The organism is Campylobacter gracilis, assembly GCF_001190745.1.
Lineage (GTDB): Bacteria > Campylobacterota > Campylobacteria > Campylobacterales > Campylobacteraceae > Campylobacter_B > Campylobacter_B gracilis.
In genome coordinates, this window is sequence record NZ_CP012196.1 from 492,044 (window position 1) to 506,334 (window position 14,291).

Annotated in this window: 9 protein-coding genes, 1 tRNA gene and 3 rRNA genes; 11 read left to right on the forward strand and 2 right to left on the reverse strand. The window is 44.0% G+C overall.

What is annotated here, in order from left to right; genetic code table 11:
• Positions 1-75: 75 nt before the first annotated feature.
• Positions 76-585 carry a molybdopterin synthase catalytic subunit gene (locus CGRAC_RS02605; protein WP_005869372.1) on the reverse strand — a complete coding sequence of 170 codons (510 nt, stop codon included), beginning with the start codon at positions 583-585 and terminating at the stop codon, positions 76-78.
• Between the two features lie 15 nt (positions 586-600).
• Positions 601-822: a MoaD/ThiS family protein gene (locus CGRAC_RS02610; RefSeq protein WP_005869370.1), complete on the reverse strand. Its 222-nt coding sequence runs from the start codon at positions 820-822 to the stop codon at positions 601-603.
• Between the two features lie 88 nt (positions 823-910).
• Here CGRAC_RS02610 and nspC point away from each other — a divergent pair, with 88 nt between their 5' ends.
• From nspC to CGRAC_RS12820, 11 genes are all read left to right on the forward strand, one after another.
• Positions 911-2,065 (forward strand): carboxynorspermidine decarboxylase, encoded by a 1,155-nt coding sequence (gene nspC, locus CGRAC_RS02615; protein ID WP_005869368.1) that lies wholly within the window; start codon positions 911-913, stop codon positions 2,063-2,065.
• A 98-nt stretch (positions 2,066-2,163) separates the two neighbouring features.
• The gene (locus CGRAC_RS02620) at positions 2,164-3,123 is read left to right on the forward strand and encodes a formate dehydrogenase subunit gamma (RefSeq protein ID WP_005869366.1); all 960 of its coding nucleotides are present in this window, start codon (positions 2,164-2,166) and stop codon (positions 3,121-3,123) included.
• 84 nt (positions 3,124-3,207) lie between these two features.
• Positions 3,208-3,804, forward strand: coding sequence for a sulfurtransferase-like selenium metabolism protein YedF (gene yedF, locus CGRAC_RS02625; protein WP_005869365.1), 597 nt, complete (start codon positions 3,208-3,210; stop codon positions 3,802-3,804).
• A complete protein-coding gene (gene selD / locus CGRAC_RS02630; protein ID WP_081451696.1) occupies positions 3,801-4,823 on the forward strand; it encodes a selenide, water dikinase SelD in 1,023 nt (340 codons plus the stop codon). Before yedF ends, selD begins: the two co-directional genes overlap by 4 nt.
• A gap of 494 nt (positions 4,824-5,317) precedes the next feature.
• Positions 5,318-6,830: ribosomal RNA gene (locus CGRAC_RS02635) — 16S ribosomal RNA — on the forward strand.
• A 129-nt stretch (positions 6,831-6,959) separates the two neighbouring features.
• Positions 6,960-7,036 (forward strand) — tRNA-Ile (locus CGRAC_RS02640).
• Between the two features lie 571 nt (positions 7,037-7,607).
• Positions 7,608-11,041 (forward strand): 23S ribosomal RNA (locus tag CGRAC_RS02645).
• A gap of 412 nt (positions 11,042-11,453) precedes the next feature.
• Positions 11,454-11,570, forward strand: a 5S ribosomal RNA gene (gene rrf / locus CGRAC_RS02650).
• Together the 16S, 23S and 5S rRNA genes with 1 tRNA gene alongside form the textbook arrangement of a ribosomal RNA operon.
• A gap of 1,199 nt (positions 11,571-12,769) precedes the next feature.
• A complete protein-coding gene (locus tag CGRAC_RS12880; protein WP_069435688.1) occupies positions 12,770-13,273 on the forward strand; it encodes a ComEA family DNA-binding protein in 504 nt (167 codons plus the stop codon).
• Positions 13,274-13,708: 435 nt separating this feature from the next.
• Positions 13,709-13,993, forward strand: a complete 285-nt coding sequence (locus CGRAC_RS12815; RefSeq protein ID WP_050346299.1) for a hypothetical protein — start codon at positions 13,709-13,711, stop codon at positions 13,991-13,993.
• 25 nt (positions 13,994-14,018) lie between these two features.
• Entirely contained in the window at positions 14,019-14,291 is a 273-nt protein-coding gene (locus CGRAC_RS12820; protein ID WP_005870098.1) for a hypothetical protein, read from the forward strand.

Here is a 14,291-nt window from a genome sequence, read left to right on the forward strand (position 1 = left end):
TATACCCCTTGCAAGATTTATCTGCACGCAACCGTTCTATAAAGCTCATCATAGTCTCCGGTCGCGCTTTCAAATTTAGCCCAAAAGCCCTGCGCCTTTTATCCTCTGCGAGCGATCCGCCGCGTAGATCCTCTTCCCGCCTACTACTTTGCCGCCCTCGATTTTGCCGCCCTTTACGTCGTATTTCCAGATCGGCGCGGCCGCCTTAAAATCCTCCACAAACTCGTTTATTAGCGCCAGAGCGACCTTACGCTGCGGACTTACGACACCTGCAACGTAGGAGCTTTCGTGGATAGGCACGCCCCCGTTTGCATGTGCAAAAAGCACAAATGCGCCCCGTGCCGCGGCCTTTTGCTGCCACGCTTCGAACCAAGTCCGCAAAATCGGCTCATAGATATCGAAGCTCAGCGCGCAGATGCCGCCCTCATCGCGCACGATGCCCACAAAAGTGATGAACGCGCCGCAATTTGCGTCTTTAAATTTAGCGTACCAGCGCGATAAAATCGCGTTCACGTCCAAGCTGCCCTCATAAATTTCAGGCTCGATCTTGCTTAAAATTTCCGGATTAAATTTAGCCTCGCTCATCGCCGCTTCCTAAGCTTAGCCGCCGCAAACGGGAGGCAGAAGGCTCACGCGATCGCCGGATTTAAGCGCGAAATTCGCATCATAAATCATCTTATCGTTTACCGCTACGGCGCAGTTTGCGAGCCACTCTCGCAGGCTTTCGTCCTTTTGCAGCTCCGCTTTTACCTCCTGCAAGGAGTTTGCGTTTAGGCACAGGGGCTCGCGCCCGATCGGCCCTAAAAATTCTACCTCTACCATTTTTGTCCTTTTTTTAAAGATTGGGCGATTTTAACCAAAAATTTATAAAATTTTATATAATTGCGTAAAAATTTAATGAGGAAAAACGATGAAAATCGATGAAATTTCGACCCCCGCTTACGTGTGCGAGGAGCAAAAACTGGTAAAAAATTTAGAAATTTTACGCGGCGTAGGCGAGCGAAGCGGAGCAAAAATTTTGTGCGCGCTAAAAGGCTTTGCGTTTAGCTTCGCGATGCCCTACGTAGACAGATACCTCTGGGGTGCCACTTGCAGCGGTCTGCACGAGGCAAAATTTGCCGCGGAATTTATCAAAAACGGCGAAATCCACACATACTCGCCCGCATTCAAAGAGGATGATTTGGATGAAATTTTAAAAATTTCAAACCACGTCGTATTCAATAGCGCCGCGCAGTGGCAAAAATACCGCGCAAAGGCGCTCGCTGCGGGAGCATCGTGCGGCTTGCGGCTAAATCCGCAGACCTCCTTCGCGCCCAAAGACGCTTATAATCCGTGCGGCAGCTTTAGTAGGCTTGGGATGAGCCTTGAAGCGCTGCAGCGGGCGATCTTGCAAGACGGCGAGTTTTTGCGCGGCATCTCGGGGCTGCATTTTCACGCGCTGTGCGAAGAAAGCGCTCAGAGCCTAGAGCGGGTGCTTGAGGTTTTCGAGGCGAAATTCGGCAAGTATTTTAGAGCCCTAAAGTGGCTAAATTTCGGCGGCGGGCATCATATCACGCGCGCAGGCTACGATGTGGAGCTGCTGATAGATCTGATTAAAAAATTTCGCGAAAAATACGAGGTCGAAATTTATCTTGAGCCCGGCGAGGCGGTAGGCTGGGAGTGCGGGTATTTGGTCGCTAGCGTGCTTGATATCGTAGAAAATGGCGCTAAAATCGCTATCTTGGACGCCTCTTCCGAAGCGCACATGCCAGATACCGTGCTAATGCCGTATCGTCCTACGGTGCGCGGCGAGAGCGAGAGCGGTAAATTTAGCTACCGCTTCGGCGGAAATACCTGCCTCGCAGGCGACGTCGCGGGGCTTGAGAGCGGACAGCCCGAGTATAAATTTGACGCGCCGCTAAACATCGGCGATCGGGTGATTTTCGAGGATCAGATCCACTACACTATCGTGAAAAATACGACCTTTAACGGCATCAAACTGCCCGATCTCGTCTTAGCGGACGAGCGTGGAGAGGTTTTAATGATCAAAAAATTCGGCTACGACGAGTATGCGCGGCGAAACTAGATGCGAGCTCTTAATACAAAAATGTAATTTTGCTTTCTAAGAAAATTTTTTGCAAAAAATGATATAATCGGCTTGAAATTTTATACTTAAGGAAATCCATGAAAAGATTGTTTCTTGCGCTTTTCGCCTGTATTTATGCGCAGGCCGAAGAGAAAAAATACGCCGATATCGTGCAGGGAAATAGCGATGTTTGGGGCAATGCAAGGCTTGAAAACATCGATAGCTACGGCAACGGCTTCGGTCCGATTTTTCTGCAATTTCAAGGACATCTGCAAAGCTCGGGCTTTTTTGCTTGGTTGGCACTGGGCGCGGTTTTGGGCGTAATCATAGCTTTTATTGGGCACTACGCGATCATAGGACCGAAGCACTTCGATCATCATGCAGGAAAGCCGATCTATGCGTTTAATAAATTTGAGCGACTATACCATCTTGTAGCGGCCGTCGCATGGGCGATTTTGGTTCCGACAGGCTTGATTATGATGTTTGGCGAGGAATTCGGCGGCGGCGCTTTCGTGAGGTTTTGTAAAAACGCTCACGGGCTAGCTACGATAGCGTTTGCGATTGCCGTTATACCTATGCTAGTGACATGGTTTTGGCGTATGTTACCGAGAACTTACGATATCAGATGGATGATGATCGTGGGCGGCTATCTAAACAAAAAGAAGCGCACGATTCCTGCGGGTAAATTTAACGCCGGGCAGAAAGCGTGGTTTTGGGTCGCGACTTTAGGCGGCATAGTAATGATAGCTACGGGCGCGTCGATGTTTTTCCTAGACTACGATATTCCCGCAATGAGAAGTGCGCTAGGTATGAGCCAGATCGAAATTTTAAGAGCAAGCGCGATTATTCATAATTTTTTGGGTGCGGTCTGCGCGGTGTTTTTGCTCGTGCATATCTACATGGCGGTCTTTGCGATCAGCGGCGCCATCCACTCGATGATCGACGGACACAAGCCGGAGGAGGAAGTTTACGTCCTTCACCACTACTGGTATCGCGAGCTGTTGGATAAGGGGCAGATCGCCAAATCGCAATTTGAAGCGAAGTACCCGCGCTTATAACTTGGGTAAATTTTATGCGGGCCTGCTTGCACGCGGCTCGCATTAGCTTTGAGGTTCAAAGAATTTTATTTTTAAGGATTACATATGCAACTAGATTGTCGCAATTTAAATTGCCCGGAACCGCTTTTGCGCACCAAAAAAGCCCTCGGTGAGCTAAAAATTGCAGAGAGTTTAGAAATTTTAGTAAACGACATAGCGCCCCGCGAAAACATAAAACGTTTTTTGGCTAAAAATGGCTTTGAGGCGCAAATTTCACAAGCGGGCGCCGACACTCTCATAAAAACCGTAAAAACTGACGAGCTGAAAGATGAAAGTATCGACGATATTTATTGTGACGTTGCGGCGCCAAAAAGAGGCAAGGTTATATTCCTAAACGAGGAACAGTGCGGAAGCGGCCCGATCGGAAAGAGCTTGCTTGCAAAATTTTTAGGCGCGGCGTTAAGCTTAGACGAAAAACCCGTAAAGCTCATCTGTGTAAACAACGCCGTGCTTATAACCACGAACCGCGGTCACGAATGCTTTGAGGCGATTAAAAAGCTAAACGAAGCGGGAGCTGAAATTTTAAGCTGCGGAAGCTGCCTAGAGGGCTACAAGCTAGTCGATAAGCTCGCAATCGGCGAGATTTCAAACGCATACGAAATCATGGACGTCCTATCAAAATACGAAGTAATCAAGCTATGATCTACAGAGATTTTAACCTCACGAAATTTATTGCAGCCGCCGGTTGAGCCGCCAAGCTTGACCCGGCGGGTCTAACCGAAAATCTTGGAAATTTAATCGAGCCCAATGCAAACCTGCTTTCGTCCACCTGCAGCAACGAAGATGCGAGCGTATTTCGCATAAGCGACGATCTTGCACTCGTGCAGACGCTCGATTTTATCACCCCTTTAGTGGACGATCCGTTTGTCTTCGGACAGATCGCGGCGGCAAACTCCCTAAGCGACGTATTTGCGATGGGCGGCGAAGTGATAAACGCCCTAAACATCGTGGGTTTTGATGATTGTCATTTCTCAAACGAAATTCTACGCGAAATTCTGCGCGGCGGCAAAGACAAGATCAAAGAGTGCGGAGGGGCCTTGGTAGGCGGTCACACCATCTCTACTCCCGAAATTTATTACGGACTTAGCGTCACGGGACGAGTGAATCCGCGTAAATTTTGGAGCAATAATACAGCGCGCGAAGGCGACCTGCTGATCCTAACAAAACCCCTCGGCACGGGCATTATCGCTACGGCTATAAAGGCGAAATTTCTTAAATTTGAAGAATTTCGTGACGCGATAGAGAGCATGATTTTGTTAAATTTTTATGCCGTGCGCGCGCTAGCAGGCTTAAAAATACATGCCGCGACCGACGTAACGGGCTTCGGGCTGCTTGGACACGCCCTTGAGATGATAAACGATAGCGTGAGCTTTAAAATTTATCCTAGCAAAATTCCGCTTCTAAAAAGCGCTCTCAAATGCCTTGATGAAGGACTGATCCCTGCCGGAAGCTATAAAAATTTAAAATTTATCGCGCCTGGTGTCGATTCCGAGCCAGACATAATGCTTTGCGATGCGCAAACCAGCGGCGGACTTCTGCTTGCCGTAGCGGAAAAGGACGCGGCGCGAGCGCTTGCGAATTTAAAAAACGCAGGCTACACTAGTAGCGCTATCATCGGCGAAGTGGTAGCGCGTGCCGAACATAAAATTTATTTAGTTTAAAATCTTTCCCATTCAGCCCCCTTTAAGCATCACTCTTGTATAATCACAATTCTGTTTCGCACCGAGCCGAACCTGCTTTCTTAACTCTTAAGTCCTAGTAGTTTTAGCCTTTTAGCGAACGCGTTTTTTAAAATTTTAACTGTTAAAAACAAATATCTTTAAGTCAATCTTTGAAATCTAAACAAGTGATCGATTGAGCCTATGGATTAGATCCATTAAAGGATTTAAGTTCATAAAAACAATGTTACAAACATAATGTTTTTAGATTAAAAACTTCATAATCGTATCTACCTGTATAAGTATAAAGAGTTTAAATCATAGATTAAATTTAAGACGCAGAATAAAACCTGAGCCAAACTCTGGTTTTTGATGCTATTCTTAGAAATTTATGATTTGTGAAAAACTTGTTTTTTGCAAATCTTTGTAGCTTTAGGTGGGTACAGGGAGCGAAAGCTCCCGCTCGCAGTAACGGCTTTGCCGTTGCGAGAAGTATAAATATGGAGAGTTTGATCCTGGCTCAGAGTGAACGCTGGCGGCGTGCCTAATACATGCAAGTCGAACGGAATTTAAGAGAGCTTGCTCTTTTAAATTTAGTGGCGCACGGGTGAGTAATATATAGCTAATCTGCCCCTTGCTGGAGGACAACAGTTAGAAATGACTGCTAATACTCCATACTCCTTTTTACCATAAGATAAATCGGGAAAGAATTTCGGCAAGGGATGAGACTATATCGTATCAGCTAGTCGGTGGGGTAACGGCCTACCGAGGCTATGACGCGTAACTGGTCTGAGAGGATGATCAGTCACATTGGAACTGAGACACGGTCCAAACTCCTACGGGAGGCAGCAGTAGGGAATATTGCGCAATGGGGGAAACCCTGACGCAGCAACGCCGCGTGGAGGATGACACTTTTCGGAGCGTAAACTCCTTTTGTTAGGGAAGAATAATGACGGTACCTAACGAATAAGCACCGGCTAACTCCGTGCCAGCAGCCGCGGTAATACGGAGGGTGCAAGCGTTACTCGGAATCACTGGGCGTAAAGGACGCGTAGGCGGATTATCAAGTCTCTTGTGAAATCTAACGGCTTAACCGTTAAACTGCTTGGGAAACTGATAATCTAGAGTAAGGGAGAGGCAGATGGAATTCTTGGTGTAGGGGTAAAATCCGTAGATATCAAGAAGAATACCTATTGCGAAGGCGATCTGCTGGAACTTAACTGACGCTAATGCGTGAAAGCGTGGGGAGCAAACAGGATTAGATACCCTGGTAGTCCACGCCCTAAACGATGTATACCGGTTGTTGCTGTGCTAGTCACGGCAGTAATCCACCTAACGGATTAAGTATACCGCCTGGGGAGTACGGTCGCAAGATTAAAACTCAAAGGAATAGACGGGGACCCGCACAAGCGGTGGAGCATGTGGTTTAATTCGAAGATACGCGAAGAACCTTACCCGGACTTGATATCTAACAAATCATCCAGAGATGGAAGAGTGTCTGCTTGCAGAAATGTTAAGACAGGTGCTGCACGGCTGTCGTCAGCTCGTGTCGTGAGATGTTGGGTTAAGTCCCGCAACGAGCGCAACCCACGTCATTAGTTGCTAACGGTTCGGCCGAGCACTCTAATGAGACTGCCTTCGTAAGGAGGAGGAAGGTGTGGACGACGTCAAGTCATCATGGCCCTTATGTCCGGGGCGACACACGTGCTACAATGGCATATACAATAAGACGCAATATCGTAAGATGGAGCAAATCTAAAAAATATGTCCCAGTTCGGATTGGAGTCTGCAACTCGACTCCATGAAGCCGGAATCGCTAGTAATCGTAGATCAGCCATGCTACGGTGAATACGTTCCCGGGTCTTGTACTCACCGCCCGTCACACCATGGGAGTTGATTTCACTCGAAGCGGGAATGCGAAATTCGCTACCCTCCACAGTGGAATCAGCGACTGGGGTGAAGTCGTAACAAGGTAACCGTAGGAGAACCTGCGGTTGGATCACCTCCTTTCTAGAGTACAAATAGATATCCTCTCACAAGGTATCTATCATAAAGTCTTAGCGCTAGCTTATGCTTAGCTCTAAGCATGCTCAATCGAGCTTGTTTAGGTTTGAGAGATTGACGGAATTTGTAAATTACGGGCCTATAGCTCAGCTGGTTAGAGTGCACCCCTGATAAGGGTGAGGTCACAAGTTCAAGTCTTGTTAGGCCCACCATTTAGATTTAATCAAAATTTCGAAATTTAGGCGGAATTTTGATTAGGTCTAAATTTCGATCTAAACGTTCTTTAAAGTACCATTGTTAAAGTCACAATCAAGTTTTAATAAAACAATTTTACAGGACTTGTTAAAGCTTTGATTATTCGAAGTGATGCCAAGCCTTTAGCTTTTTATGTTATCCAAAGCTAAAAGCTAAGATCAATACACGCTTATAGAGCTTAACTTACTTTATGAGTTTGATCTCTTTCCGTCTTAATTCGAGTTAATCAAATACTATAGAATAAATTTAACGCTTCGGCTTTAAAGATAGGGCATATTTAAAAGCTCTTATCCGTAAACTAAATGCCTAGTTAGATCGGTTTTATCTTTAGCAAGGAAGTAATGCGAATTAGAATATATAAATAAAAATAGTCTAAGTATTTTTTACGAATCTAATCCTAAATGATTTCTTTTATAGAAATTTTACGGCAACGCCGAAAGCGTTGCTGTGCTTTAGGTGGGTCGAGGGAGCGAAGCTCCCCGTCGCAAAGAGCGGCTTTGCCGGTCTGCGAAGTAAAAAATATATAAAAGGTAAGCTACTAAGAGCGAACGGTGGATGCCTTGGCTAGTAGAGGCGATGAAAGACGTGCCAGACTGCGATAAGTCTCGGGGAGCCGTCAAGGGGCTTTGATCCGGGAATTTCTGAATGGGGCAACCCAATACATAGCGATATGTGTTACCATTAATGGAGCCAACGCGGGGAACTGAAACATCTAAGTACCCGCAGGAAGAGAAATCAATAGAGATTACGCTAGTAGCGGCGAGCGAACGCGTAAGAGGGCAAACCACTAGTTTACTAGTGGGGTTGTAGGACCGCAACATAGACTAGGATCTGATAATAGAACAATCTGGAAAGGTTGGGCATAGAGGGTGATACTCCCGTATATGAAATCACATCCTTACTTAGCGGTATCCTGAGTAGGACGGGACACGTGAAATCCTGTCTGAAGCCGGGTCGACCACGATCCAACCCTAAATACTACTACTAGACCGATAGCGTACAAGTACCGTGAGGGAAAGGTGAAAAGAACGGCGGTGAGCCGAGTGAAATAGAACCTGAAACCGTTTGCTTACAATCATTCAGAGCACTATGCTATACTCTTTAAAATTAATCCAGCTTGGCTTTTTAGCCCTTTTTTATGAGACTGCGACTGCGGCAGCCAGATCCGGCTAGCCTTGTCTTGTTTCATAAAAAATCATCTAAAAATCCTGCGCATTTGAAATTTTAAATTTTGATCTGATAAAATTTCATCATAAATGACACAAACAGAGCTTTATGGTCTAAATTTAGAAGTAACGATTAACGATTAGTTTTAATGAGTATAGCAGTGTGATGGACTGCCTTTTGCATAATGAGCCTGCGAGTTGTGGTGTCTGGCGAGGTTAAGGAAACCCGGAGCCGTAGCGAAAGCGAGTCTTAATAGGGCGATTAGTCAGATGCTGCAGACCCGAAACGATGTGATCTATCCATGAGCAGGTTGAAGCCGGTGTAAGAGCCGGTGGAGGACCCAACCGACGGCCGTTGAAAAGGCTCCGGATGACTTGTGGATAGGGGTGAAAGGCCAATCAAACATCGTGATAGCTGGTTCTCTCCGAAATATATTGAGGTATAGCGTCGTGTAGTAGTTATAAGGGGTAGAGCACTGAATGGGCTAGGGCATACACCAATGTACCAAACCCTATCAAACTCCGAATACTTATAGCGTAACCACGGCAGTCAGGCGGCGAGTGATAAAATCCGTCGTCAAGAGGGAAACAACCCGGACTAACAGCTAAGGTCCCCAAATCTCATTTAAGTGGAAAACGATGTGAAGTTACTGAAACAACCAGGAGGTTGGCTTAGAAGCAGCCATCCTTTAAAGATAGCGTAATAGCTCACTGGTCTAGTGATTTTGCGCGGAAAATATAACGGGGCTAAAATGAGTACCGAAGCTTTAGATAGTGTCTATGATTATTTATACCAAGCTTGTCTCTTTGGCATCTTTAAATGAGCTTCATTTTTTCTCCTGCGGCAACCTACACGGTTAGCCTTAGTCGAAAAAATATCAGCAACATTTAAATCTGCTCAAAACAAGTGAAACGCTTTTTGCGAAAGCAAAAATGTTTCTTTGAAAGATACTTCGCTTCTTGCATTCAAATTTAAATGCAACGTCTTGATCTAAATTTTATAAATTTCAAAATTTCTTAGAATTTTAAAATTTAGCAACAAAAGCAAAAAGACAAGCCCAAGTAAAGTATAAATACTCATAGACACTGTGGTAGGAGAGCGTTCCAATCAGCGTCGAAGCCGTACCGGTAAGGAGCGGTGGAGCGGTTGGAAGTGAGCATGCAGGCATGAGTAGCGATAAAATACGTGAGAATCGTATTCGCCGTAAACCCAAGGTTTCCTACGCGATGCTCGTCATCGTAGGGTTAGTCGGGTCCTAAGCAAAGTCCGAAAGGGGTATGCGATGGAAAATCGGTTAATATTCCGATACCGATATCAGTGTGCGACGGAAGGACGCTTAAAGTTAGTGGAGCTAGCGGATGGAAGTGCTAGTCTAAGGAAGTAGGTTGAGTTATAGGCAAATCCGTAACTCTTTATCCGAGATCTGAAAGGCTTCTGACGCTCTTCGGAGTAGATGAAGAATCCATGATACTATCGAGCCGAGAAAAGTTTCTAAGTTTAGCTGATATCGCCCGTACCGTAAACCGACACAGGTGGGTGGGATGAGTATTCTAAGGCGCGTGGAAGAACTCTCTTTAAGGAACTCTGCAAAATAGCACCGTATCTTCGGTATAAGGTGTGCCTAGCTTCGTTAAGAATTTACTTCGTAAGCGAAGAAGGTTACAACAAAGAGTCCCTCCCGACTGTTTACCATAAACACAGCACTCTGCTAACTCGTAAGAGGATGTATAGGGTGTGACGCCTGCCCGGTGCTCGAAGGTTAATTGATGATGTTAGCTTACGCAAAGCATCTGATCGAAGCCCGAGTAAACGGCGGCCGTAACTATAACGGTCCTAAGGTAGCGAAATTCCTTGTCGGTTAAATACCGACCTGCATGAATGGCGTAACGAGATGGGAGCTGTCTCAAAGAGGGATCCAGTGAAATTGTAGTGGAGGTGAAAATTCCTCCTACCCGCGGCAAGACGGAAAGACCCCGTGGACCTTTACTATAGCTTGACACTGCTACTTGGATAAAGATGCGCAGGATAGGTGGGAGGCTTTGAGTCGTAGATCTCGGTTTACGATGAGCCATTGTTGAGATACCACTCTTCTTTATTCGGGTAGCTAACTAGCCTAAGTTATCCTTAGGTAGGACAATGTCTGGTGGGTAGTTTGACTGGGGCGGTCGCCTCCCAAAATGTAACGGAGGCTTACAAAGGTTGGCTCAAAGCGGTTGGAAATCGCTTGCAGAGTATAAAGGCAAAAGCCAGCTTAACTGCGAGACATACACGTCGAGCAGAGACGAAAGTCGGTCTTAGTGATCCGGTGGTTCTGTGTGGAAGGGCCATCGCTCAAAGGATAAAAGGTACCCCGGGGATAACAGGCTGATCTCCCCCAAGAGCTCACATCGACGGGGAGGTTTGGCACCTCGATGTCGGCTCATCGCATCCTGGGGCTGGAGCAGGTCCCAAGGGTATGGCTGTTCGCCATTTAAAGCGGTACGCGAGCTGGGTTCAGAACGTCGTGAGACAGTTCGGTCCCTATCTGCCGTGGGCGTAAGAAGATTGAGGAGAGTTGACCCTAGTACGAGAGGACCGGGTTGAACCGACCACTGGTGTACCGGTTGTTCTGCCAAGAGCACCGCCGGGTAGCTAAGTCGGGATGCGATAAGAGCTGAAAGCATCTAAGCTCGAAGCCGACTCCAAGATGAATCTTCTTTTAAGAGCTCTAGTAGACTACTAGTTTGATAGGCCGGATGTGTAATGGATGAAAGTCCTTTAGCTGACCGGTACTAATAGCTCGTTTGCTTATCTTTTAAGCATTACTTCCTTGTTAAGGATAAAATTGATTCCTAATTTTTCACTATGCTTCGTTAAACTTCGCTGCAGACTTCGGTCACATACCATACGTATGCTCCCTCGTCTTTGCTCGTTTGCCTCGCCTAGCAAAAAATTAGTTCTCAATTCGAAATAGTAAATTTTTACTATGCCTTATCAACCTTTGTTTTTATAAAACAAGATCTGACTTTAACGATGAACGCAGTGTTAAATAAGAGATTATAAAAGATATCCGTAATCTACGATTAATCCAAGTTAGATTACGAAGTATTTTTGATATGAGGCGAACAGGCAGGAGCGAGTAAGGCTCGTATACAACAGGGCTAAAGCTCGTAACGTATTCGCAAGATATTTACTATCAAACAATAAGACAATCCCTTATTTAACACTGCCTGTGGCTATACAGACGAGGAAACGCCTTGCTCCATCTCGAACCAAGAAGCTAAGCTCGTCCTGGCTGATGATACTATCCGTTACTCGGACGGGGAAAGTAGGTCGCTGCAGGCTTTGTTAAAATTCCATAACTTTCCATACAATTTTCAATTTAAATTCTATTCCGGCATCTTTAGTTTATCGCTTCTTTTAGCCAATAAATATTGCTTGATAAATTTAAAATTCTATAATATCTTTAGGATTTTAGAACCTTCTGTAAATACAAATTTTAAATCTAGCCCTCCATCAATACAAAATCTCAAAACTCTGCATTAAATTTGACTTATATTGAGTGAAAAATGATACGGATTGAAATTTTTCTATAATACTTGCTTGTTCGTATCGTTTTTTAATACTATCTGTTGCGTTTGCTTTTTAACTTCTATGGTGCGATCTTTATTCTAACCTCTCTTAGCCTCATTTATGATTTATACGTTCGTTCGTTTTTAATACATTGCTGCACTTTTATATCTAAATTATGAAGCCGCCGGCACTTATAAAGCTTTGTGTATGATTTAAACTAGATGCCAAATAAAGCTTTGGCAAGCATTGTTAATTAATATAATGAAACGTCCCATAAGCAGATAAAACCCTATTAAAAATCAAGCCCGTAAAAAGCATGCCACACAAAAGAAGCTTATGAATGCGGCTAAATTTTATGAAGATTGTTCGTCTAGCTTTGCACGTAAAGCATTCGTGCCTCTCATAACACCAGCATCCCTTCGCCGTATGCGTCTAACATCGCTCGTAAAGCCTCCGTGTGCGGTAAGGTAGGACTAAATTTCATAAATACCGCCGCTTAGCTTTTTACATGATTTAAATCCAAATCTCGTTTCAATGTTTGCAGTATAAATTTAATATATCTAGCTTTATCCAAGCTATAAAAAGCATGCTTCAAACCGATAGAGTCGTATAAATTTAATATATCTAGCTTTATCCGTTAGCGGTGGAGCGACTGCCAAAAAGCAACCCAGTATTAAATTTAATCTATCTAGCTTTATCGCCTATCCGCTTTTTAAGATCAAGCTAAAATTTAACGTATTTATTTAATAAAACGATCGGAGCAGATAAAATTTCAATATATCTCTTAAATTTTATCTCCCTTTAAGCCCGCTACAAATATAATCCTTACCGTATTGCAAGATAGCGTAATAGCTATATGGGCGGTATATCCATTCTAAAGCATAGACATGGGATAGGTATGTAAAAGCTCTCAATGCTAATAGAGACGTTTTATTTGGCAATACAAATATCTCAATCTTAAAGGACTTTTAATGAAAAACCTATTTAAATCCGCATTATTTCTATCGCTTCCTGCATTTATGCTAGCAGCCGTAAATTTAAACACCGCAAGCAAAGAGGAGCTTATGGCGCTTCCCGGTATCGGAGAGGCAAAAGCTCAGGCTATTATAGATTACCGCAAGGATAATAAATTTAAAGATATCGAGGATATCAAAAACATTAAAGGCATAGGCGATAAGAGATTTGAGCTTATTAAAGATGATCTTGCCGTAAGCGGCACTACTGATATAAGTGATCTAAAATCCGTAAAGCAAAAAGCAAGTAAAAAAGCTAAAGATACCGCCAAATCTGCTAAAGCTAAAGCAAATACCAAATCGGAAAAGATGCAAGAGAAAATGGATGATAGCATGGATAAAGCTATGAATGAGGATGGTAAAGTAAAAAACTCTACGGCTAAGTTGAAAGACGAAGCTAAAGAAGAGGGATCGTCTAAGGCTTCTGGTAGGAAGGTCAAAAAATCTAAGAAAGAACAATAAGAAAGAATATATAAAATAAAGGGAGGAGCGTAAATCGAGCTTCTCCCTTTGTTTATGAAATTTAATAAACTTTTTATAGTTGTATTCTTTTCTAATCATTTCTATTGCAAATTTTATAAACTTTATAGCCCCTTCTCTCTTATATAAATTCTATAAATTCCGTGTGCTTTGAAATTTTAACTTTTGTACTTTTTTCGGCTTTGATTTTGTTTTATTTTGTGTTTGATTTATTAGGTTTTAATTATAGGGTCTTTATAACAAGTCCTGCCATATCAACAAAAAGAAAGCAAAAGGAGAGGTTAAAAGATATAATCGATTAAGTGGTGGTTAGAGGCAGAATCGAACTGCGCTTAAAACGCGGGCGATTTAGAGGGCACAATAAAAAATATCGAGGCAATACCCACAGAGGGTTTAGACAGCGCGACTAAAGATGGATTGAATAAATTTGTAAAAGAGGTTATTCCTGAAATCAGGCAAATTTTAAAAACCCAAGAGGATGACGCCGTAAGGGCTAAATTTAACCCCGAGGAATTAAAAAAGGCGCTGATAGATCTAAATTTAACCATGCAAGAAAAGGTAAATCTAGTCGAAATGGCTAAAAAGCAGATCAAAGAGGAGCTAGACAAAAAGGCGGCCAAAGTAGCCAAGGGCGAGCTTGCCAAGCAGGGCGAAGGCTTTATGATGAAAGACAGCGGAGTGGCAAAGAGCGATCGATTATAATGTCAAATTTGAGCTAGCCCCAAATGTGAGAGATTTAGCGAAGCTGCAAACCGATGAAATTTCAGCAGATTTAGAATATTTGGCGAATAAACACCCCGAGATGTTTAGCGGCAGACCTACCAACGTGTTTAAGCTGATCCGAGAAATAAAAGAAAACCCGACGCATTTTTACGCCAATAACAGGCTAGATTATGGGTTGATAGTCAAACGATTAGATGGCAATAAAATAGGTAAGCTTGCGGTAGAAAAGCAAACGGGCGATGTTAAACACGCAACCAAAGTAAATGATAAGACCTAA